This window comes from Oceanospirillum multiglobuliferum, from assembly GCF_900167095.1.
Taxonomy (GTDB): Bacteria; Pseudomonadota; Gammaproteobacteria; order Pseudomonadales; family Halomonadaceae; genus Oceanospirillum; species Oceanospirillum multiglobuliferum.
Genome location: NZ_FUXG01000003.1, coordinates 1 through 21,158, shown reverse-complemented (window position 1 = coordinate 21,158; position 21,158 = coordinate 1). Strand labels below are relative to the sequence as shown.

Genomic DNA, 21,158 nt, shown 5'->3' with positions numbered 1-21,158 from the left:
CTCAAGCGATAGTGGGTAAGAAGCTGGGGGAGCCAGTCAATTTGTAATAAAACTTCAGCCGTTCGCCACTTTTAGCAAGCAGATCATCTGGTTCAGCAATTTTAGGGATAAAATCAATACATAGGGACATGTCAACCATAGGTTGACTGATACCGGAGTCATACTCTTTGATCTGCTCATTGCCAAAAGTGGTAGCAGTTACACTCAGCAACAGATTCTTTTTGCTAATATCTTGAATGCCAGTAGGAATTTGTACTTGATTGCATTCAACCAGCTCCATACAGCTCCCTAATGGAACAATGGTCAGCTTACGCAGCTTATCTAGTGTGAGTGTGAAAATCTCGCCCAACACTGTGCGTTCCTGTTGAATCTCTGTGCTCATAAGGCTTGAGTGGGTGCGTTCTTGCTCCGCCCACTGGTCGACATATTCTCGCTGCCCTATGTTAAGAGAGGCGGTTACCGAAATCTTTTCTGGCACCATAATGGCATCTGGGCTCAAGAATGATAATAAATGGCGGGCAAATGCCAAGTGACCTTCACGGGAGAAACCATGTTGCAATGCTTCAATAACCAAAATATCAATTGGATAATCTGGCTGATAGTTCATGACGTCATCACAAATCACTTCATGGATATAAGGTGAAATACCAAGGTCATTAATGAGTTGGTTTAACGCCTTAACCGCACCAGGCTGAATATCAATTAGAGAAATTTTCAGCTGGCTTTTCAGTAAGCCTTGGCTTGAATAGTGGCTAATGAGTGGTAGTAATAAAGGTGCAAATGGGCCGCACGCAGGATAAGCGATATGAATAAGTTTCATTATCTTTTTTCGTTTCTATCGCCTGATGCACACCGCGAATAAAAGCCTTAATACGATAAATGTCTTTTATGGTGTGAATCGCATGATCTACTGACATGACTAAGCCAGTGGCATTAATAAAAGACGTTGTTTTTTCTGCTTCAGTTAACTCTGCTTTTTTATAGCATTTTAATAAATGACCATACGTATCTGAAAATAGGTTTACCCATTCTGCGTGAGTCATATCATTCGACAGTATTTGTCCTACCAGCTCAGCAATAGATGCTCTAAGGGCTAATAGGCGCTCGCTATCTGATACTTGACTCAACGTGCTATTGAGTTGGTCTCGTATAGACTGATTGAAAATTTGTTCTAATTTTGGATCGATAGCAGTCATCATTTGTTTAGACGCTACAGAAGAACGCACGGCCTTTTGTTCCATCAACTCTTTCATCCTGTATCTAGGTGGGGAGGGTTCTCTAGATGTTTGATTTAGATCGGACTAAATTTGAATTGCTCTATATAGTCTATTAGGTAAGTTCTTTATGGAACTGGGGTAAACCCTAGTTTTGACTAGGAATAGGTTAGGGTTGAACTACTGGCTTCATATTGAAATATTGCACGATCCTTGGAGATTGAGCGCTGTTAGGACTACTACCATGGGGTAATGAATGGCGCCACACAATCAGGTCTCCTGCATTTGAAGCAATAGGTTTAACATCAAAGTTAGTCCAGTTTTGGTTTTGCGGATCAGCGCCTAAAAGTAGACTCTTTAACCTCTCGTCAAACTTGTGGTGACAGCTTGGCAAATAGCAGTTTTGATCACAGATCAGCTCATTTTAATAAAAGGAGAATTTCATGAGCACATTCAGCATCACGGAACAGCAAAAGCATGATTATCAAACTAAAGGCTATATTAAGTTAGAAAATGCCTTACCTGCGGAATTACTGGAAAAATGGCAAAAGAAAGCAAAACAGCTTGAAGAAAAAGCGATGCAAATGCACGGCAATAGTGAACACCTGCACGGAGCCTGTGTTATTCAAGATCCCGTTGGCCCACGACTTATGCGGTATGATGACCTGCATATTGTGGAAACAGAACTGTCTATTGAGCTATTGTCTTGCCCCGCCATGATGGCTATTGCAAGGGAGTTATGTGGTAGAGGCGCAGTGCCATTGCAGATGGATCTTCTTTATAAACAACAGCACCCCCATCCTGTAATTAAGTGGCACCAAGGTGCTCAACATCCTAGAAATTTCCCTTACTTAAATATTGGCGTCTACCTAGACGATGCACCAGAAGGCGATGGCTGTTTAAGGTACGTGGCCGGAACCCAAAACGAATTGTTAGATATCGAAAAAATCTCAACGGAGCATGGCTGGAACGTGCCGGGTGTAGTTGAGCTTCCAGCAAAAGCTGGAGATATTTTGATTCAAGATATGATGATTCTACACGGCTCCCAACCCAAACGGTCACCGGGAGTTAGGCGCACTATTTATATTGAATATCGCCCCTTTGACGGTATTTATGAAAGCGGCGCACAAAGCGAAGAATGGGCTGATTTGAGAAAACAATGGATGGTTCAGGTCATTGAGCATGCCGATCAGCAAGAGTGGCCTGAGGAGTGGAGACAAGACTACCCCACAGCCGTCAGTAACTTGGACTCATTGATGCAAGTACTACATGAAAAACGTGAGCCACCAATTCCTGCTGTATGGGGCATTAATCCGGTAGAGCTAGAAGACTATCCCGTACCTGCCGATATGAAAGATTGGTAATCTCTAAATGGAACATGAGCATTGCCTTGCCATCAATGCTCATGGTGCTTTTGCCATAGAGATGTTAAGTTCTGCGCAAGTGCTCTAGCACCATCAGCATCCAAACGGTCTAGTTGTTCGATCACTTGTAAGATATTCTCATCTGTAATGTCTGGACTACCGTATTTATATTCAACAACTGTTTTTTCATAGCCTGTGTTGATAAATAAACCTCTAAGCCAATCATTCACTATGCAGTCTATGACCAAGTGAACCCTATCTACACTGCTACCGTTTTTAACTTCATGCGGATAGTTGGCATTCATATACCAACACTCCCCTTCGGAAAAATGCACAGGTTGATCATTAATCAGAAAGGTCACATCAGCATGGGTTTGGATGGGGATATGCAAACGCACACAGCCATCTTCAAAGCAAAGATCCATATCGGTATGTCGGCGTATTTCCTCTCCTGCCTTAAGTAACATTAAGCGAGCAGACACTACGCTACACTGAAGGCCGGAGACGACTTCCTTCAAATAATCAGATTGCTCTAAGTACAGAGTGTTTTGATAACGCTCAGGATTTAACTCGGCAACGGTAATACTGTCTACTTTACCATCTACAGATCGTAGCGGTAACGCACACCAACCTCCATTATGTACCGACTGGTTAATATGACTGATCCAGTGGTTATGTAGCAGTTTTTCAAGATCCTGTTGCAGACGCTCCCTGTTAAAGGTGAGAGGTAATTTATGATAAGCGTCAGTCATGATTGTGTCCTTTCTAGATATTTTATTCGCTTTATATCTCAAATTTAGACACTTAACTATGATCTAATATTGTATTTACCATTCTTGGCACACTAATAGTTGCAGTATCAAACTGGAACTCTGGTTTTATTGGCGCTTCATAAGGCGCATCTATACCTGTCATGCCTGATATTTTACCCTCAAGAGCTTTGGCGTATAAGCCTTTCGGATCTCTGCTGATACAGGTTTCTAAAGAAGGTGCTAAGTATATTTCGGCAAACTGGTCTTTAGGAATACTATTACGAATATTGTCACGCTCTTTTTGGTAAGGTGAGATCAGCGCACATATCACTGTAATATTATTATTTATCAATAAACGAGCAACCTCACCTGCACGGCGGATATTTTCTTTTCTATCCGCTTCATTTAGACCTAAATCAGAGCACAATCCTTGCCTTAAGTTATCACCATCTAAAACTATAACTGTTTCTTCCCGTTCTAACAGTGAGAGGTATAGAGCTTGTGCTAAAGTTGTTTTACCTGATGCAGGCAACCCTGTAATCCAGAATAGACAAGGTAAGTTTAGTTTTCTATTATTTATCATAAAAAATACTAATGCTATATTAATAAATATTACATCCACAGTTTCATTATAAAACCAGTATTAGCCAACTCGCCCATCTGGCCACTTAAATTGTCTAAAGGTTAAATTAAAGCGTGGTTCTTTTTGATCGGGCATTTCAGGCACTGCATGTTCATATTGATCCTGACAGCCCTTGCCCATTATTAGCATACTGCCACTTTTCATAGCGATCTGATAAACCTTATCGTGATTGCTTTTGAGCCGAAGTACAAAGTTTCTAGTGGCCCCAAGGCTAACTGAGGCTATTATATCGGTTGGCCCAAAGGCTGGCGGATCATAATGATAACCCATTGACTGGGTACCATTTTCATAGAAAATACAAACGCAAACACTAAATTCAACACCTGCTTCCTGTTCAACTTTATATTTTAAATCAAGCAGTAGCTCTGACCACTCCATACGATTGCCATGAGACTGATGAAATAGATCATTGTTAACTAAATTTGGGTGAACAAACATCAGTTTTCTCAAACAGGGATATGAGTATGAACCATCTTCCATTTTAATGACTTCATCTTTTTTCCAATCCCACTGTTCATAGATACAATCAAACAAGGCATTTGCCTCTTCGGCAGACAAGAAATTCTCGATATAACTCAAGTTAAAATCTGTATAGCAATCCATACCTGAAAAATCCTTATCAGTGCTATCTTACTGAAAATATAGCTATAGACTATAAATATTATTAAATATTAATAACAGATAACCATACAAATATAAATAGACTTTCGATCAGATGCTAGTTGATTTTAAATAATATGAATGAAAGTTTTCACTCAAGATGGGGAAATACAATAAAAAAGGCCGAAGTTTTAAGCTTCGGCCTTCTTATCACTGGCTACAAACGAATACGCTTATTTAGCGCGTTTACGTTCGTTTTCAGTTAATAGTTTCTTACGAATACGGATGAAGTTTGGTGTCACTTCAACCAGCTCATCGTTTTCGATGAACTCAAGCGCTTGTTCAAGTGTGTGCTTAATTGGCGGAGTCAGCGTTAAGGCTTCGTCAGTACCAGAAGCACGTACGTTAGTCAGCTGCTTAGCTTTAGTTGGGTTAACAACCAAATCGTTATCACGCGAGTGAATACCGATTACCTGACCTTCGTATACTTCAGCACCATGACCCAAGAATAGACGACCACGGCTTTGAAGGTTGAACAAGCCATAAGACAATGTCTTACCTTTTACCATGGAGATCAGTACGCCGTTCTGACGCTTGGCCACTTCACCCGCTTTAACAACATCATAGCGGTCAAAGATACTGGTCAAGATGCCTGAACCTGAAGTCAGTGTCAGGAAGTGACCACGGAAACCGATCAAACCACGAGATGGAACAGAGAATTCCAGCTTAGTGCGGCCTTTTCCGTCTGGTTCCATGTTGGTCATTTCAGCTTTACGCAAGCCCATCTCTTCCATGATGGCACCTTGGTGTTGATCTTCAATGTCGATCACCACGTTTTCGTAAGGTTCCATCATGACGCCATCTACCATTTTCTGGATTACTTCAGGACGGGATACACCCATCTCAAAGCCTTCACGGCGCATGGTTTCGATCAATACCGACAGGTGTAATTCACCACGGCCTGATACGATAAATTTGTCTGGGCTTTCGCCTTGCTTAACACGTAAGGCCACGTTGTGGATCAATTCTTGATCCAAACGGTCTTTGATATTACGTGAAGTCACGTATTTACCATCCTGACCAGCAAACGGTGAATCGTTTACCATAAAGGTCATACTTACAGTTGGTTCATCAACTGAAAGCGGAGGTAGTGCTTCAACACAGCTTGGGTCGCATAAAGTATCAGAGATACTCAAGCCATCAATACCGGTAATACAAACAATGTCGCCTGCTTGAGACAAAGCAGTATCCACACGCTCAAGACCTAAATAGCCTTTTACGTTTAATACTTTACCTTTGCGCTCGTTGCCTTCGATATCTTTAACAACAACTTGTTGGTTCGGCTTCAACGAACCACGTGCGATACGGCCTACACCGATAACGCCGACGTAGCTGTCATAGTCCAGTGCAGAGATCTGCATTTGGAATGGGCCGTCACGGTCAACATCAGGTGGTGATACGCGGTCTACGATCATCTGATACAGTGGCGTCATATCTTCAGCCATGTTGTCAGGATCTAAACCTGCAATACCATTCAACGCAGAAGCGTAGATAATTGGGAAGTCTAACTGCTCGTCAGTAGCTCCCAAGTTGTCGAATAGATCAAAAACTTGATCAACAACCCAATCAGGACGTGCGCTTGGGCGGTCAACTTTGTTGATCACAACGATTGGCTTCAAACCTTGCTCGAAAGCTTTTGAGGTCACGAAGCGAGTTTGTGGCATTGGGCCATCAACTGCGTCAACCAATAGCAGAACAGAGTCCACCATAGAAAGTACGCGCTCTACTTCGCCGCCAAAGTCAGCATGGCCTGGAGTGTCCACGATATTGATGTGGTAACCGTTCCATTCAATAGCCGTATTTTTAGCCAGAATTGTAATACCGCGCTCGCGCTCTTGATCGTTAGAATCCATGATGCGCTCGGCACCCTCATCTTTACGACCCAGCGTGCCGGATTGTTGTAGCAGTTTATCAACCAGAGTAGTTTTACCGTGGTCAACGTGAGCGATAATCGCGATATTGCGTAACTTTTCAATCACAGATGGATTCCCCTTCTTGCAGAGCGCAGGATTATAGCGGGTAACGCCAGCAATTGAGAGGGGCAAAAGCAGATATTTTCAGTTAAAAAGCTGCTATTGACGGTAATTGGCTTTATATCTGGCGTCAATCCGGTAAAATTCCGTGCTTTTGTAGATCGCAATGGGTAGAACATGACTAAACAACGTAAAGCCGTTTCTCTGATATCTGGCGGATTGGATTCCATGCTGGCAACCAAAGTGATTCAGGATCAAGGTATTCACGTTGAGGGACTTAACTTCTATACCGGATTTTGTGTAGAAGGCCATACCCACGCCATTCGCAAAAAAGACAAGCAGAAAGAGAAAAAGAACAGCTCCCTTTGGGTGGCAGAGCAGTTAGGCATTAAACTGCACATTGTGGATATCTCTGAAGAGTACAAAGACATTGTGCTCAACCCAAAGCATGGCTACGGCCAAAACCTGAACCCTTGTTTGGATTGTAAAATCGACATGGTGGCTCGGGCATGGAAGTGGTGTCAGGAGAATGACTTTGACTTTGTGATCACTGGAGAGGTGATAGGTCAGCGTCCAAAATCTCAGCGCAAAGAAACCATGCCGTTAATCGCCCGTGAGTCTCAGGTGCAAGATCGCCTACTACGTCCATTGTGCGCTAAGCATCTACCAGAAACGCTGCCAGAGCGTGAAGGTTGGGTGAGCCGTGATGCGTTGTATGATTTTCATGGCCGCAACCGTAAACCGCAAATCGCATTGGCGAAGTCATTAGGCATTGATGAATGGTCACAACCTGCGGGTGGCTGCTGCTTCTTAACCGATGAAAGCTACAGCAAAAAGCTACAAGATTTGTGGGATGCCCGTGGTGAGCGTCGCTATGAGCTAGATGACATTATGCTATTAAAAGTCGGTCGTCATATTCGTCCAGCATCTAACTACAAGTTAATAGTAGGGCGTGAAGAGGGTGAAAATAACTTTATGCGCGGCTATCGCTCGCAGTTCACCTATATGTTCGCCACCAGCCATAGTGGGCCATTAACCTTAATTGACGGCACACCGTCTGATGAAGACCTATTAACAGCAGCGCGTATTTTGGCGCGTTACAGTCAAGGGCGTAATGCTGAGCAAGTCAGCATTGAGATTGTGCGTACCCATAATCAGCCTGGGCAAGTGGTGCAGGTGGTGCCTATGCCAATTGAAGAGATGCCAGAGAGCTGGATCATTCACTAAACAGATTTTGGCTAACGTCGTAAACCATCTATCGAGTATGTTTACGACGGTACTTTTTAAGGCTTATGAAAAGGGCTTACGCACAGAAATGGTGCGCCGCCACAGAGTGAGAAAAACGATGACAACACACGAGCTGAATGCCAGAAACTTACTGTGCCCATTACCAGTGATTCGCACGCAGAATAAGATCAATTCTCTTGATGCAGGCGATCATCTGGTGGTGTATTGTACCGACCCTGGTGCCTTGCATGATATTCCAGCTTGGTGTCGCGTACATGGTCATACTTTAGTCTCAACGACAGAGATATCGGATGAGATTGTAATAGAAATTGAAGTGGTCAAATCGTAGTTGCACTGAAATAGTGCAGATAACAATTAGAATGCATCAAAAAGATGCGCGAGAGTAGTACCCTATACCCTTTCTGATTTGCAAGACCTTGGTATTTAGAGCCTTTCGCCAAAATGGCATCGTTATTGCTTTGATTAGGGTAGTTTTGATTAAACAGATTGACCCTCTGTTTATACTGATAGCCCGAATTTATAACTTTGTTTTGACAACTAAGCTGAAAGCTCCATTGGAGGATATGCAATGTCAGAGAACACTCTGAATCTGATCAAAGAACACGACGTTAAGTGGGTTGACCTACGTTTTACCGATACGCTAGGTAAAGAACAGCACGTTACTATTCCTGCTCGTTACGTTAACGAAGAGTTCTTCGAAAACGGCCAAATGTTTGATGGTTCATCTATCGCTGGCTGGAAAGGCATTAACGAATCAGACATGATTCTGATGCCTGATGATGAAGCTTCTTTCATCGATCCATTCTTTGAAGACAAAACTCTGATCTTGCGTTGCGACATTATCGAACCTTCTACAATGCAAGGTTACGAGCGTGACCCTCGCTCTGTTGCACGTCGTGCAGAAGAGTACCTGAAGTCTACAGGTCTGGGTGATACTGCATACTTCGGTCCTGAACCAGAATTTTTCATCTTCGACGACATCCGTTGGGGCTCTGACATGTCAGGCTGCTTCGTGAAGATCGATTCTGAAGAAGCTGCATGGAACTCTGAAAAAGCGTTCGAAGGTGGCAACATGGGTCACCGTCCACGCGTGAAAGGCGGTTACTTCCCAGTACCACCTGTTGACTCTGTTCACGATATCCGTGCCACTATGTGTAACGTGATGGAAGAGATTGGTCTGAACGTTGAAGTTCACCACCACGAAGTAGCAACAGCTTGCCAGAACGAAATCGGTGTAGCATTCAACACGCTAGTGAAGAAAGCTGACGAAGTTCAAATGCTGAAATACGTTGTTCACAACGTAGCGCACGCTTATGGCAAAACAGCGACTTTCATGCCTAAGCCAATGGTTGGTGACAACGGTTCTGGTATGCACGTTCACCTGTCTTACTGGTTGAATGGTGTTAACCAGTTCGCAGGCGACGGCTATGCAGGTCTGTCTGAGACTGCACTGTTCGCAATCGGCGGTATCATCAAGCACGCTAAAGCACTGAACGCTTTCTGTAACCCAGGTACTAACTCTTACAAGCGTTTGGTTCCAGGCTTCGAAGCGCCAGTAATGCTGGCTTACTCTGCTCGTAACCGTTCTGCTTCTCTACGTATTCCTTACACTTCTAGCCCTAAAGCTAAACGTGTTGAGGCGCGCTTCCCAGATCCAATCGCTAACCCATACCTAGCGTTTGCGTCTCTGTTGATGGCGGCTCTGGACGGCGTTCAGAACAAGATTCACCCAGGCGACCCAGCAGACAAAGATCTATACGATCTACCTGCTGAAGAAGCAGCAGCGATTCCACAAGTGTGCAGCAGCTTGACTGAAGCACTGGACTCTTTGAATGCAGACCGCGAGTTCTTAACTAAGGGCGGTGTATTCACTGATGACATGATCGATGCTTACATCGAGCTGAAGAAAGAAGACGTTCAGCGTCTGAACATGACAACTCACCCAGTTGAGTTCGACATGTACTACAGCGTGTAATCGATTCGATTTCCGCTCTTCCGTTTTGGAAGAGAATTTAAACCCCCGCACTGCGGGGGTTTTTTTTAGGTACGCCATGTGAAGCAAGCGTTCTTACTACACATATTTTTACTGCGCACGCTAATTGCTGGATTAGGGCTGTCATTAAGCTTTTCACTCAGCGCAGCACCTTTGTATCACTGGCTAGATGAACAAGGCTATCCGGTATATTCCGATCTGCCACAAGGGGCTAGCCGAATACAGCAGCACCAATCGCATTCATTACCGCAGGCACAGCCTCATACACAAGTACAGTTAGCCGAAGGCTATACTTACCAAAGCTTACGCTTAAAGAGCTATCAAACAGAGCAACCCAATCAGCGCATCATTCGAGTGCATATCACCCCAACACTTCATAAAACTCATCGCATTGCGCTTTATCTCGACGAAAAGCCCTATCAAAGCGCGATACATAGCGTCAATTTCTTACTACATCAGCTGCCAAAAGGTCGCCATAAGCTTACGGCGCAGGTTCAAGACCGCCAAGGCAGAGTACTCTTAACAAGTAAGGCAATTGACTTAATCACTCTGCATTAACTTTTTAGGCTGGCACAGAAACGTTCTACCCATCAAAGCACTTAACTTAACTTAACGCACTAATAGAGTGTGCTTGCACCATTAAGATTATCACCATTGCACCAAATTAGTGCCATAATCAACAATAGCATTTAATACTAAAAACATTGCTTATATAAGGCAAAACAAGCGTTCTAGGCTGCTTAGCCGCATATAATTAGACAATTAATGCATAGCTCATGTATTGGTGCGTTTTTTGCTGTTTAAGCTTTCATACAGGGGGGAGCTTGTGTGCCAATATCAGAAAATCACAAACTACTGTTAGATAACCTCAGTACCGCTATTATTCAGCTGGATGGGCAGTTGCGTCTAATCTATTTGAACCCCGCCGCTGAGATGCTGTTTGCTTGTGGTGCCAACAGAGCCATTGGGCAGCCGATGAGTACGCTGTTTACCGAACAAGACCAAACAACTCACAACTGGCAGCATGCTGTTGAGGAAGGGCATCCGTTCACAAAGCGCGAAACGGTTTTAACGCTGCCGAATGGTACGCAAAAAACTGTCGACTACACCGTTAATCCAGCAATGACACCTAATGGCTACACATTAGTTGTTGAGCTACAAGCACGAGATCGCCTATTACGAATCAGTCGAGAGGAAGAGTTGCTGGCGCAGCAGGAAACCCTACGTACTTTGGTACGCGGCATGGCCCATGAGATCAAAAATCCACTAGGCGGAATACGTGGGGCGGCACAACTATTAGAACGCGCACTTCCAGATGACAACCTTAAAGATTACACCGAGGTGATTATTAGCGAGGCTGATCGGCTACGCAACCTCGTTGATCGCATGTTAGGGCCGCGTAAATTAACGCAGTTCAGTGAAGTCAATATTCACAAGGTGTTAGAGCATGTATTTGCCTTGATTAGCGCAGAAGCACTAGGGCGAATTAAATTAGTGCGAGACTATGACCCTAGCTTGCCAGACTTATACGGCGACCAAGAGCAGCTAATCCAAGCCGTTCTAAACATTGTACGTAATGCGATGCAGGCGCTAGAGGAAAGCGGACAAGCTGATAGCCAAATCACGTTCCGAACCCGTGCTAAGCGCCAATTCACCCTAGGCGCTGAGCGTCATCGTTTGTTATGCCAAATGGATATTATTGATAACGGCCCCGGCATTCCCCCCGAACTATTAGAGAGCATTTTTTACCCCTTAGTAACAGGGCGAGCTTCGGGTACTGGCTTGGGATTATCTATCGCTCAAACCATCCTGCATCAACATCATGGCCTGATTGAGTGTCGATCTGAGCCGGGTAAAACCTTATTCCGATTACTGATTCCATTGGAGCAGAAAAATGAGCAAGCCCTATAACGTTTGGATTGTGGATGACGATCGTTCGATTCGCTGGGTGTTAGAGCGCTCTATGGAGCAAGAGGGCTTGTCGGTTAAAGTCTTTGAGCGTGCAGAAGAAGTACTAAAGGCACTCGCATCCGATAGTCCTGATGCAATGGTGACCGATATTCGCATGCCCGGTATGGATGGCTTAGAACTACTAGCAAAGATTCAAGATAGCCGCCCAAACCTGCCTGTCATTGTGATGACCGCGCACTCGGATCTAGAAAGTGCGGTAGCCTCTTATCAAGGGGGTGCATTTGAGTACCTACCTAAGCCTTTTGATGTGGATGAAGCGGTTGCCTTGGTGAAACGAGCAATCAGCCATGCCCGTGAGCAATCTACCCCTGCTCCAGAAGCGAAGCCACTTCCGAGTACTGAGATTATCGGTGAAGCACCCGCGATGCAGGAGGTGTTTCGTGCCATTGGTCGCCTATCTCACTCCAATATTACAGTGCTGATTAACGGAGAGTCTGGCACGGGTAAAGAGTTGGTTGCTCATGCATTACATCAACATAGTCCTAGAGCACAAAACCCGTTTATTCCGTTGAATATGGCCGCCATCCCCAAAGATCTGATTGAATCGGAGTTGTTTGGTCATGAGAAAGGGGCGTTTACTGGCGCTCAGGTGCAGCGACGTGGGCGTTTCGAGCAAGCCGACGGCGGCACGCTTTTTCTAGATGAAATTGGCGATATGCCCGCCGACACCCAAACCCGTTTACTCAGGGTCTTGGCTGATGGTGAGTTTTATCGTGTCGGTGGGCACACCTCGGTCAAAGTGGACGTGCGCATTATTGCCGCCACGCACCAGAATCTAGAAACCCTAGTGCATGAAGGTCGCTTTCGTGAAGACTTGTTCCACCGTTTGAATGTGATTCGCGTGCATCTACCGAAACTGAGTGAGCGCCGTGAAGATATTCCTAAACTGACCGATTACTTTTTAACCAAAGCCGCCAAGGAGCTAGGGGTTGAGCCGAAAACTTTGCTGACCAGTACGGTGGAATACCTACAGCAGCTCAGTTGGCCGGGTAATGTGCGTCAACTGGAGAATACCTGTCGCTGGATCACCGTGATGGCTTCAGGGCGTGAAGTACATGTGGATGACTTACCACCGGAACTGCTGGAACAGAAACAAACGGAATCAACAAGTAATGCCCGCTGGCAAACAGCCCTACACAACTGGGCAGATCAAGCCCTTAGCAAAGGCCAGAATGGTATCTTAGACATTGCCGTGCCTGAATTTGAAAAGGTGATGATTGAAGTCGCGCTAAAACATACGGCAGGCCGCCGCCGAGATGCCGCCGAGCTACTCGGCTGGGGACGTAATACGCTAACACGCAAAATAAAAGAGCTTAATTTGGCGCTTGGAAGTGATGAGAATGAAAGTTAAGCCATTCATCTCAGCCTAATAATTGAATGACCAACCTAAGCCCTCAGCCCGTTTAGGTTGGTGATTTTACCTCTGCCCTATTGATTGCCCCCTACCCATTCTCGTATTGAATAGGTCATTACAACGCGCCAGCAAAGTCTTGCTGCCGCCACGCCTCATACACAATCATTGCCACAGCATTCGACAAATTTAAGCTACGGCTAGAAGGCATCATCGGAATTTTAATCCATTGCTCCTGAGCAAACTCTGCCAAAACCTCAGCAGGTAGCCCTCTGGTTTCTGGGCCAAAGAGTAAAATATCCCCTGCTTGAAACTGTGCGTCAGAAACATAGCCTTTAGCCTTGGTCGTACAAGGAAAGATACGCTTACCTGAAACAGCCTGCTGAAAGGCTTGATAGCTTGCATGCCGAGTCACGCGGGTTAAATCATGGTAATCCAACCCTGCCCGCTTTAGCTTCTTTTCCTCTAAATCAAAGCCCATTGGCTCGATTAAATGTAGGTGGCAACCCGTGTTGGCACATAGCCGAATGATATTACCTGTATTAGGGGCTATTTCAGGTTCGTAGAGTGCAATTTCAAACATAAAGAGTTCACTGATCAAGAGAAATAGGCTTTATTTTCCACGCTATAGCAAGTTTTTGGTACTAAAATCAAACATGACCAATCAATTCTAAATATACAAAAAATAGGTCTCTTTTCAGTGCGCACTGGTATTCATTATGGTGCGGTTAGGTATAGAATACTCAAAAAAGCACTACATTAGTGCAAATAAGAATAAATGCTCTAGTTTTTCAAGAAAGGATGTGCCCTATGCTGAATCAGATCTCTGTTGGTAAAAAACTGCTACTAATGCTGATGGTGCCAATCTTTGGGCTATTTGTATTATTTAGCATCGCAAAAAGCCAAATAAACATGTTCGACGATGGCCTAGATCGCATCTACGATGACCGTGTCGTACCACTGACAGACCTATACCATATCAGCGTGGATTATGCCGTGTTTATTATTGATGCGGTTAACAAAGCTAATGCGGGCTTAATGAGCGCAGAGCAGGCGAAAAAAGGCATTGAAGAGGCGCAAGGGCGCATTCAAAAACACTGGCAAGCCTATAGCTCAACAACCCTCACCCCAGAAGAGGCTCGTTTAGCTAATGAAGCACAATCCTTATTTAAAAATGCAGATCGAGCCATAACACAACTGCTACCAGCTTTAGGGCAGCTGAGTGGTACTAGCAAAGGGCAACTGGATCAATTTGATGGTGAGCTATACCAAACCATTGACCCAATCAGTGACAAAATTGCCGAACTTATTGAGCTACAGCTACGTGTCGCAGGTGAAGAGCGCCAAAGTTTAAAAACAACCTATGAGCAAGACACCATACTGGTGATTGTGGGGCTGGTGCTGATTATTACCCTAGTGATAGTCGCAGGCTGGCTGGTTGCGCGCTCTATTACAGGGCCATTAGAGTCAATGCGCCGCTCAATTCTACATATTGAAGCCAATCATGATCTTACTGAGCGTATTCAAATATCAGGTCAAGATGAAGTGGCAGCTATTGGCACAGCGTTTAACGGTATGTTAGACCAGTTCCAAAAGCTTGTAGGGCAAGTAACCAATGCCGTGCACCAGCTGACACAAGAAGCACACTCTATGTCACAGTCAAGCCAAAGCACCAGCCAAGGTATGATGCGTCAGCAGGCAGAAACTGATCATGTGGCCACCGCCATGAATGAGATGGTGGCAACTATTCAAGAAGTTGCCCGCCATGCCGCAGAAGCTGAAACGGCCGCACAAACCACGCGCTCTGAATCTGAAGCAGGTGACAAGGTACTGCAAGAGAACAACAAAATTATTGAGGCATTGGCAAGTGAAGTTGAAAACGCCTCTACTGTTGTAGGTTCATTAGAACAAGAAGCACAAAATATCGCCGTGGTAATTGATGTGATTAAAGGCATCGCTGAGCAAACCAATCTATTGGCCTTGAACGCAGCAATTGAGGCGGCACGCGCTGGTGAACAAGGACGTGGCTTTGCGGTAGTAGCTGACGAGGTACGCAACTTAGCCCAACAAACACAAAACTCCACAAAAGAGATTGAAGATGCCATTGAACGCGTGCAGCAAGGCAGCCGTAATGCAGTACTAGCAATGGCTAGCAGCAAAGAGCGCGCACAACAGGGCTTAAAACAAAGCGAAAGAACCAGCGAGGCCTTGGCACAAGTTACTCACCATGTAACGTTAATCAGTGATATGAACAGCCAAATTGCTACCGCAGTTGAACAGCAAAGCGCCACAGCAGATGAGATGAACCAAAGCATTGTGAATATTGCAGAGGTGACTCGTGAATCATCAGCCGCATCGAATCAAACTGCCAGCACAAGTGAAGAGCTATCTCAGCTGTCGTCGGAGCTACAAAAAGTGGTCAGTCGGTTTAAAGTATAAAAGCCGCTTTTTTCAAAGCAGCCATATCCTTATAATGATTTTAGGAATCGACACTGCGCTAATCCGCAAAACACTTGGGAGTGTTTCATATGAGCCTTGATCTGCTAAATGAATTAGAAAAACGTGTTCAGTCTGCTGTAAATACTATTGACAGCTTGAAGGATGAAGTTGAACAGCTGAAGCTTGAAAATGCTCAGTTACAAGAAGAAAAAAGTGCTTGGGAAGCACGTTTGTCTGGCCTGTTGGGCAAGTTCTCTTTGTTAGACAGTGTATCATCTGAAGCTGTTGACGCTGATGAAGAAGTTGAAGCATTGTCATCTATGGAAGACGATCTAGCAGTTGAGGCTGAAGAATTGCCTGCCATGGAAGACGACTTAGCAGTTGAAGAGCTGGTGCTTGAAGACGAAGACACGCTAATGCTAGCAGACGAGTCTATTGCAGAAGAACAATTGGTTGAAGAAGACCTAGCTGATCTTGACGAGCTGACCGACCTAGATGATCTGGAAGCCGCAACACAGCCTACCTCTAGCAACTTTACTGAACCAAAGTTCTAGGTCGACGCTTAGTTTCGCTTTAGCGAAGAAAAGCGTACTGAAACAAGAACCCTTGAATTAAAACTCAAGGGTTTTTTTATGCCTTTTAGTTTACCTCTAACGCTCAACTGCGTTGGCTAAGCACATATGTGTCACTATTTTGTCGATATTAGGCCAGCGATCCATCTCCACGCGAATATCAGTTAAGCGCGCCATGCTCTGCACATTCACAAAGACAATGAGATCGATATCGCCGCTGATATAATGTGCCAACTTTATTTCAGGTGTTTGATTAACGAGAGGCTGTATCAAGTCGCGTATCAGTGGTCGAAAACTTAAAGCAAAATAGGCGCTAATATTATGGCCTTCAATACTTTTGGTATGGGCGTGATAGCCTGTAATTTCACCCTGATCTTCTAAGCGTTTTATACGGTCTGCTACTGCACTGCGTGACAAGTTAACTTGTCGACTGATGTCTGAAACCGATAAACGAGCATCCTCAACTAGCAGCGCTACAATTTTCTGGTCAAAGCGATCCAAGAGCATACTCCTATGCTTTGTCTATCTTTAAACGTCATTGTGTCGTTGAAACCAACAATATGACGCCCATTGCGCTCACTTTGCTAGGCGCTTAAATATGCGCAACATTCTATCCTTAGCCAGACCAATTCATAGTGTTTTATTAGAGTATACAGACATGCACTACTCCCGCACTTTAGGCCCTATTCAGGGTATTGCGATGACGGCAACCACCTTTATTGGTACGGGCTTGATGATTTTACCAGCGTTGTCGGTGGCTCAGGCTGGCTCTTTTGCTTTTTATGCTTGGTTAATGACCGCGCTTATTGTTCTGCCCATTGCCTTTGTTTTTGCCTTGATGGGTAGCCGCTACCCCTCCGCCGCTGGCGCAGCGCATTATATTGGTCGAGTGTTTGGGCAAAAAGCCGAACGCGCTGTGGGTTGGCTCTTTCTCAGTATTTTATTGGTTGGCCCTGCGGTTGCCATTAAAGTGGCGGCTGCCTATCTGGCGATTTTGCTGAATGTCAGCGAAAGCAGTGTTTTTATACTCAGCTTAGTCACTTTAATGGGTATGTTGATTTTTGCACTGGCGGGTATTGAGAACTCCGCTCGTTTTCAAGTAGGCGTTGTGTTGGTATTGATCTCTGCTGTGATATTGCTGTCGATTGTGGGCGATTTACCCAGTGCCTTTAGTGTTATTGAAGTCCCCTTGAACTCACTCGACTGGCAGAGCACTTTTATTGCCACAGGTACAGTTTTTTGGTGTTTTCTAGGCATTGAGGTGATGGCGCACATGGGCGCAGAGTTTAAAAATCCTAGCCGAGATTTTCCTATCGCATTACTGGGTGGTATCGCCATTGTTGTGGGACTGTATTTGGCATTGGTGTTACTGATCGCCTATCACCACACCTATGGTGACGAACTCACCAACAGTCAGTCATTAGCCTTGTTAGTGGGCAAGCTGTTAGGCGAGGGTTATCGGCAAGCCTTTGCTTTTGGGGCTTATATTATCGCCTTTGCCAATGTCGGTGTTTATATCTTGGGCTTCGCCCGCATGGTATGGTCATTAGCACAGCAGCAGGCTTTACCGAGTTATTTTTCACAGCTTAATGGTCGTGGAACACCTGCGCGCGCAGTGGGTTTTGTCGGTACTGTCACGCTGCTATCCCTACTATTTGCAGAGTGGTCAAACTGGGCCATGCAGGCGTTTATGCAGATGACCAATGGGGCTTTTTTGCTGATTTACGGTTTAACCTGCATTACTGCCTTAAAGCTTTTTCACGGGCAAGAACGAATACTCGCTGTAGTGGCGGTTTTAAGCTGTGTATTAATGGCCAGCTTCATCGGCTTGAATATGTTGTTCGCCTTTGCAATGTTGCTATTGGCGCTCTTATGGGAATATCTAAGGCGTGCCAAAACGATTCGCCCAAAAGCCGACCCACTTTAAAATAGACAAAAAAAATAACCCCTAGGGCGACTAGGGGTTATTGTTTTCGGTATACCTAAACTTCACGTTAAGCAACGCTTGCAAGCCATTAGTTGTTCGCGTGCAGTGCTTCGTTTAGCTCAATGGCAGTTTTGTTGGTTAAGCACTCAACAGCACCATTTTGTGAATTGCGACGGAACAGTAAGTCACTCTTTCCAGCTAGGTCACGGGCGCGTGCCACTTCAACCAATTCGCGGTTCTCGTCGAGCACGTTCACCTTTGTGCCTGCTGTGATGTAAAGGCCAGATTCGATTGTGCAGCGATCACCCAGTGGAATACCAGTACCCGCATTCGCGCCTAATAAGCACTCATCGCCTACAGAGATCACCATGTTGCCACCGCCTGACAAGGTGCCCATTGTTGAGCAACCACCACCTAGATCACTGCCTTTACCGACAAATACACCCGCAGAGATACGACCTTCAACCATGTTCGGACCCGCAGTTCCCGCATTAAAGTTCACAAAACCTTCATGCATAATGGTAGTACCTTCGCCCAGATAAGCCCCTAAACGCACACGAGCGGTATCGGCAATCCGTGTACCTGCTGGTACTACGTAATCGGTCATTTTCGGGAACTTGTCGACACAATCAACCGATAAGGTTTGGCCGTTCAAACGCGCTTGTAGCTGACGAGCAGGCAGCTCTGTCAGGTCAATCGCGCCTTCATTGGTCCAAGCCACGTTAGGTAGCAGGCCAAACATACCGGTTAGGTTTAAACCATGTGGTTTTACCAGACGATGCGACAGCAATTGCAGTTTTAAATACACTTCAGGCACTGATTTCGGATCGATATTCTCTTCTACGAAACAGGCCACCAATGGGCGCTGGCTGTTGGCAAAGCTTGCCACAAGCTCTGCTTGTACCGTTTCGCCTGCGGCATTGAGCGCAGCGGTTAAGGCTGCCACTTGATCATTGCTGAAAGCGATCACTTGGTTGCCACCTTGGTAGTCTAAAGTGGTCGCCACAGCATCCACTAACTCTGCTGAAGGGTTCAACAGAGGTTGTGGATAAAATACTTCTAACCATTGACCATTGCGGTTTTGCGTACCCACACCAAAACCAAAACTGAAAAACTGTGATGCAGTCATTTTCTATTCCCTAAGGTAAGAGATAGACAGCAGGGCTGCCCAATTAATATTTATAAGTTCAGATTTTGCAGCGCCTGTTGATAATCGGCGTCTTTAAAACCTACTTGGTACTGACCATTAATGTTCAATACCGGACGTTTAATCAAAGTTGGTTGTGCCAACATCAAGGCCATCGCTTTATTGGCATCAAGGTCGGTTTTATCGACTTCATCCAATGCGCGCCAACTGGTGCTGCGTTTGTTGAGCAGGGCTTCCCAACCCAGCTGTTCGCACCACTGTTGAACGGTTTCAGGAGTTAGCCCTTGTTGACGAAAATCGTGAAACTGATAGTCAATTTGCTGTTGCTCAAGCCACTTACGAGCTTTTTTTACCGTGTCACAATTGGGAATACCGTATAAAACCAGTGCCATAACAACCTCTAGTGATGGTGTCTATTTGGGGTTACAACGACTCAACAAAGCGACGAATACGCTGTGCGGCCTCAACACACTCTTCAGTTGTTGCCACTAAAGCCATGCGCACACGATTTTGCCCCGGATTAATGCCGTTCACGGTGCGCGACAGATAACTACCTGGCAGCACGGTCACATTTTGCTGCGCGAATAACTGCTGTGCAAAATCTTCTTCGTTAATCGGTGTTTCAGGCCATAGATAGAAGCTGGCTTCAGGCTGAGTGAAGTTGAGTACCGGCGCTAAAATTTCACCTACACGCTCAAACTTCTCTTTATAAACTAAGCGATTGGCAATTGTGTGACTTTCATCTTGCCAAGCGGCGATACTGGCCAACTGATGCTGAATAGGCATCGAGCAACCATGATAGGTGCGGTAAAGCAAAAACGGCTGCATTAAGGCCGCATCACCTGCGATAAAGCCTGAGCGCATACCCGGCAGGTTTGAACGCTTAGACAAACTGTGAAATACCACGCAGTTTTTATAATCATCGCGGCCTAACTCTGCACAAGCTTGTAACAAACCCGCCGGAGGGTTGGCTTCATCAAAATAGATCTCGGAATAACACTCATCAGAGGCGATCACAAAATCGTACTGATCGGACAACGCGATCAGCTTTTTCAACACGTCCATGCCGATGACGGCACCCGTTGGGTTACCTGGGCTGCACAAAAATAGCAGTTGTGTGTCTTGCCAAACTGATGCAGGCACCGCATCAAAATCAGGGATAAAACCATTCTCAGCCAAGCAAGGCATAAAGTAAGGCTCTGCGCCTGCTAGATAGGCTGCCCCTTCATAGATCTGATAGAACGGATTAGGTGATGCCACTCGCGCATTAGGCTGACGGCTGATCAGCGCTTGAGTAAAAGCAAAAATCGCTTCACGAGTGCCGTTGACCGGTAGTACATGGTCTTTGCCTGTAAGGGTATTGGGCGTCAAATGAAAACGACGCTCACACCAAGCAGCAATGGCCTCATTCAATTCAGGCAAGCCCTTAGTGGTGGGGTAGTTGCTGACTTTGTTCAACTGATTGGCCAGAACCTCTAACACAAACTCTGGCGCAGGGTGGCGCGGCTCACCAATAGATAACGCAATATGTTCCAGCTCGGTTGGGGCGTTTACCGCAGCCTTTAGGGCGTTCAGTTTTTCAAAGGGATAAGGTTGCAAACGATCTAAATCTGGATTCATAGGGTATTCCGCCTGTGGTCACAGCGCTGTATAGGGATTTTTATTAATGAATGAGCATCTTAGCCGCTGCATTATAGAGAAGCTGGCAGAAGGGGACAAATGCCGTAGCCAAAAGCTTGACTCTGGCCACGGCAATTGGACAAAGCACTTATAAGGTTTTGGTCACTTGTTCATGTGACTGCTCCCCGCCCTTTCGGGCGAGGCTTCCAACTTCTCAGGCAGCAACCGGCGCGTGGCCGGATTTACGCAAGCCTCCATTGGCAGGAACCGACAGTCCTTCGGCC

The 21,158-nt window shown here is 45.4% G+C and carries 22 protein-coding genes; 10 read left to right on the top strand and 12 right to left on the bottom strand.

What is annotated here, in order from left to right; genetic code table 11:
• Window position 1: 1 nt before the first annotated feature.
• From B5D26_RS02720 to B5D26_RS16020, 3 genes are all read right to left on the bottom strand, one after another.
• Window positions 2–820, bottom strand: a complete 819-nt coding sequence (locus B5D26_RS02720) for an SAM-dependent methyltransferase (protein WP_078744159.1) — start codon at window positions 818–820, stop codon at window positions 2–4.
• Window positions 753–1,241 carry a hypothetical protein gene (locus B5D26_RS02715; protein ID WP_139776596.1) on the bottom strand — a complete coding sequence of 163 codons (489 nt, stop codon included), beginning with the start codon at window positions 1,239–1,241 and terminating at the stop codon, window positions 753–755. The genes B5D26_RS02720 and B5D26_RS02715 overlap by 68 nt, the downstream gene beginning before the upstream one ends.
• 142 nt (window positions 1,242–1,383) lie before the next feature.
• Window positions 1,384–1,608 carry a phytanoyl-CoA dioxygenase family protein gene (locus B5D26_RS16020; protein ID WP_234985170.1) on the bottom strand — a complete coding sequence of 75 codons (225 nt, stop codon included), beginning with the start codon at window positions 1,606–1,608 and terminating at the stop codon, window positions 1,384–1,386.
• A gap of 49 nt (window positions 1,609–1,657) precedes the next feature.
• On the opposite strand from B5D26_RS16020, the gene B5D26_RS02710 reads away from it, so the two are divergent.
• On the top strand, window positions 1,658–2,578 hold the full coding sequence (locus B5D26_RS02710) for a phytanoyl-CoA dioxygenase family protein (RefSeq protein WP_078744157.1): 921 nt from the start codon (window positions 1,658–1,660) through the stop codon (window positions 2,576–2,578).
• A 32-nt stretch (window positions 2,579–2,610) separates the two neighbouring features.
• On the opposite strand, the gene B5D26_RS02705 is transcribed toward B5D26_RS02710, so the two are convergent.
• The 4 genes from B5D26_RS02705 to typA form a co-directional block, all read right to left on the bottom strand.
• Window positions 2,611–3,330, bottom strand: a complete 720-nt coding sequence (locus B5D26_RS02705) for an aspartyl/asparaginyl beta-hydroxylase domain-containing protein (protein ID WP_078744156.1) — start codon at window positions 3,328–3,330, stop codon at window positions 2,611–2,613.
• Between the two features lie 52 nt (window positions 3,331–3,382).
• The gene (cysC, locus tag B5D26_RS02700; RefSeq protein ID WP_078744155.1) at window positions 3,383–3,913 is read right to left on the bottom strand and encodes an adenylyl-sulfate kinase; all 531 of its coding nucleotides are present in this window, start codon (window positions 3,911–3,913) and stop codon (window positions 3,383–3,385) included.
• 60 nt (window positions 3,914–3,973) lie between these two features.
• A complete protein-coding gene (locus B5D26_RS02695; RefSeq protein ID WP_078744154.1) occupies window positions 3,974–4,576 on the bottom strand; it encodes an alpha-ketoglutarate-dependent dioxygenase AlkB family protein in 603 nt (200 codons plus the stop codon).
• 230 nt (window positions 4,577–4,806) lie between these two features.
• The gene (gene typA, locus B5D26_RS02690; protein WP_078744153.1) at window positions 4,807–6,612 is read right to left on the bottom strand and encodes a translational GTPase TypA; all 1,806 of its coding nucleotides are present in this window, start codon (window positions 6,610–6,612) and stop codon (window positions 4,807–4,809) included.
• A gap of 171 nt (window positions 6,613–6,783) precedes the next feature.
• Here typA and B5D26_RS02685 point away from each other — a divergent pair, with 171 nt between their 5' ends.
• From B5D26_RS02685 to glnG, 6 genes are all read left to right on the top strand, one after another.
• Complete coding sequence (locus tag B5D26_RS02685; protein ID WP_078744152.1) at window positions 6,784–7,833, top strand: tRNA (5-methylaminomethyl-2-thiouridylate)-methyltransferase; 1,050 nt, start codon at window positions 6,784–6,786, stop codon at window positions 7,831–7,833.
• A gap of 118 nt (window positions 7,834–7,951) precedes the next feature.
• Window positions 7,952–8,182: a sulfurtransferase TusA family protein gene (locus B5D26_RS02680; protein ID WP_078744361.1), complete on the top strand. Its 231-nt coding sequence runs from the start codon at window positions 7,952–7,954 to the stop codon at window positions 8,180–8,182.
• 240 nt (window positions 8,183–8,422) lie between these two features.
• Entirely contained in the window at window positions 8,423–9,829 is a 1,407-nt protein-coding gene (glnA, locus tag B5D26_RS02675) for a glutamate--ammonia ligase (protein ID WP_078744151.1), read from the top strand.
• Window positions 9,830–9,907: 78 nt separating this feature from the next.
• On the top strand, window positions 9,908–10,405 hold the full coding sequence (locus B5D26_RS02670; protein WP_078744150.1) for a DUF4124 domain-containing protein: 498 nt from the start codon (window positions 9,908–9,910) through the stop codon (window positions 10,403–10,405).
• A 270-nt stretch (window positions 10,406–10,675) separates the two neighbouring features.
• Window positions 10,676–11,758: a nitrogen regulation protein NR(II) gene (glnL, locus tag B5D26_RS02665; protein ID WP_078744149.1), complete on the top strand. Its 1,083-nt coding sequence runs from the start codon at window positions 10,676–10,678 to the stop codon at window positions 11,756–11,758.
• Window positions 11,742–13,169: a nitrogen regulation protein NR(I) gene (gene glnG / locus B5D26_RS02660; RefSeq protein WP_078744148.1), complete on the top strand. Its 1,428-nt coding sequence runs from the start codon at window positions 11,742–11,744 to the stop codon at window positions 13,167–13,169. Before glnL ends, glnG begins: the two co-directional genes overlap by 17 nt.
• 118 nt (window positions 13,170–13,287) lie before the next feature.
• Here glnG and B5D26_RS02655 read toward each other — a convergent pair whose 3' ends face one another.
• The gene (locus B5D26_RS02655; protein WP_078744147.1) at window positions 13,288–13,752 is read right to left on the bottom strand and encodes a tRNA (cytidine(34)-2'-O)-methyltransferase; all 465 of its coding nucleotides are present in this window, start codon (window positions 13,750–13,752) and stop codon (window positions 13,288–13,290) included.
• A gap of 227 nt (window positions 13,753–13,979) precedes the next feature.
• Here B5D26_RS02655 and B5D26_RS02650 point away from each other — a divergent pair, with 227 nt between their 5' ends.
• Both B5D26_RS02650 and B5D26_RS02645 read left to right on the top strand, forming a co-directional pair.
• Window positions 13,980–15,608 carry a methyl-accepting chemotaxis protein gene (locus tag B5D26_RS02650; RefSeq protein WP_159445569.1) on the top strand — a complete coding sequence of 543 codons (1,629 nt, stop codon included), beginning with the start codon at window positions 13,980–13,982 and terminating at the stop codon, window positions 15,606–15,608.
• A gap of 89 nt (window positions 15,609–15,697) precedes the next feature.
• The gene (locus tag B5D26_RS02645; protein WP_078744145.1) at window positions 15,698–16,162 is read left to right on the top strand and encodes a cell division protein ZapB; all 465 of its coding nucleotides are present in this window, start codon (window positions 15,698–15,700) and stop codon (window positions 16,160–16,162) included.
• A 96-nt stretch (window positions 16,163–16,258) separates the two neighbouring features.
• Here B5D26_RS02645 and B5D26_RS02640 read toward each other — a convergent pair whose 3' ends face one another.
• Window positions 16,259–16,687 carry an Lrp/AsnC family transcriptional regulator gene (locus B5D26_RS02640; protein ID WP_078744144.1) on the bottom strand — a complete coding sequence of 143 codons (429 nt, stop codon included), beginning with the start codon at window positions 16,685–16,687 and terminating at the stop codon, window positions 16,259–16,261.
• 91 nt (window positions 16,688–16,778) lie between these two features.
• Here B5D26_RS02640 and yjeH point away from each other — a divergent pair, with 91 nt between their 5' ends.
• Window positions 16,779–18,107 carry an L-methionine/branched-chain amino acid transporter gene (gene yjeH, locus B5D26_RS02635; RefSeq protein ID WP_234985169.1) on the top strand — a complete coding sequence of 443 codons (1,329 nt, stop codon included), beginning with the start codon at window positions 16,779–16,781 and terminating at the stop codon, window positions 18,105–18,107.
• Window positions 18,108–18,195: 88 nt separating this feature from the next.
• Here yjeH and dapD read toward each other — a convergent pair whose 3' ends face one another.
• Genes dapD through dapC form a run of 3 tightly spaced genes read right to left on the bottom strand, consistent with a single transcriptional unit; the run spans window position 18,196 to window position 20,874 of the window.
• Window positions 18,196–19,236 (bottom strand): 2,3,4,5-tetrahydropyridine-2,6-dicarboxylate N-succinyltransferase, encoded by a 1,041-nt coding sequence (gene dapD, locus B5D26_RS02630; protein ID WP_078744143.1) that lies wholly within the window; start codon window positions 19,234–19,236, stop codon window positions 18,196–18,198.
• A 50-nt stretch (window positions 19,237–19,286) separates the two neighbouring features.
• The gene (locus B5D26_RS02625) at window positions 19,287–19,646 is read right to left on the bottom strand and encodes an ArsC family reductase (RefSeq protein WP_078744142.1); all 360 of its coding nucleotides are present in this window, start codon (window positions 19,644–19,646) and stop codon (window positions 19,287–19,289) included.
• 31 nt (window positions 19,647–19,677) lie between these two features.
• Complete coding sequence (gene dapC / locus B5D26_RS02620) at window positions 19,678–20,874, bottom strand: succinyldiaminopimelate transaminase (protein ID WP_078744141.1); 1,197 nt, start codon at window positions 20,872–20,874, stop codon at window positions 19,678–19,680.
• Window positions 20,875–21,158 lie beyond the last annotated feature (284 nt).

Coding starts and splice junctions, on each gene's coding strand:
- dapD (WP_078744143.1), bottom strand. CDS start 19,236: ATGACTGCATCACAGTTTTTCAGTTTTGGTTTTGGTGTGGGTACGCAA.
- B5D26_RS02655 (WP_078744147.1), bottom strand. CDS start 13,752: ATGTTTGAAATTGCACTCTACGAACCTGAAATAGCCCCTAATACAGGT.
- B5D26_RS02715 (WP_139776596.1), bottom strand. CDS start 1,241: ATGGAACAAAAGGCCGTGCGTTCTTCTGTAGCGTCTAAACAAATGATG.
- B5D26_RS02685 (WP_078744152.1), top strand. CDS start 6,784: ATGACTAAACAACGTAAAGCCGTTTCTCTGATATCTGGCGGATTGGAT.
- yjeH (WP_234985169.1), top strand. CDS start 16,779: ATGCGCAACATTCTATCCTTAGCCAGACCAATTCATAGTGTTTTATTA.
- B5D26_RS02625 (WP_078744142.1), bottom strand. CDS start 19,646: ATGGCACTGGTTTTATACGGTATTCCCAATTGTGACACGGTAAAAAAA.
- cysC (WP_078744155.1), bottom strand. CDS start 3,913: ATGATAAATAATAGAAAACTAAACTTACCTTGTCTATTCTGGATTACA.
- glnG (WP_078744148.1), top strand. CDS start 11,742: ATGAGCAAGCCCTATAACGTTTGGATTGTGGATGACGATCGTTCGATT.
- B5D26_RS02705 (WP_078744156.1), bottom strand. CDS start 3,330: ATGACTGACGCTTATCATAAATTACCTCTCACCTTTAACAGGGAGCGT.
- B5D26_RS02645 (WP_078744145.1), top strand. CDS start 15,698: ATGAGCCTTGATCTGCTAAATGAATTAGAAAAACGTGTTCAGTCTGCT.
- B5D26_RS02710 (WP_078744157.1), top strand. CDS start 1,658: ATGAGCACATTCAGCATCACGGAACAGCAAAAGCATGATTATCAAACT.
- B5D26_RS02720 (WP_078744159.1), bottom strand. CDS start 820: ATGAAACTTATTCATATCGCTTATCCTGCGTGCGGCCCATTTGCACCT.
- dapC (WP_078744141.1), bottom strand. CDS start 20,874: ATGAATCCAGATTTAGATCGTTTGCAACCTTATCCCTTTGAAAAACTG.
- B5D26_RS02640 (WP_078744144.1), bottom strand. CDS start 16,687: ATGCTCTTGGATCGCTTTGACCAGAAAATTGTAGCGCTGCTAGTTGAG.
- B5D26_RS02695 (WP_078744154.1), bottom strand. CDS start 4,576: ATGGATTGCTATACAGATTTTAACTTGAGTTATATCGAGAATTTCTTG.
- B5D26_RS02680 (WP_078744361.1), top strand. CDS start 7,952: ATGACAACACACGAGCTGAATGCCAGAAACTTACTGTGCCCATTACCA.
- glnA (WP_078744151.1), top strand. CDS start 8,423: ATGTCAGAGAACACTCTGAATCTGATCAAAGAACACGACGTTAAGTGG.
- B5D26_RS02650 (WP_159445569.1), top strand. CDS start 13,980: ATGCTGAATCAGATCTCTGTTGGTAAAAAACTGCTACTAATGCTGATG.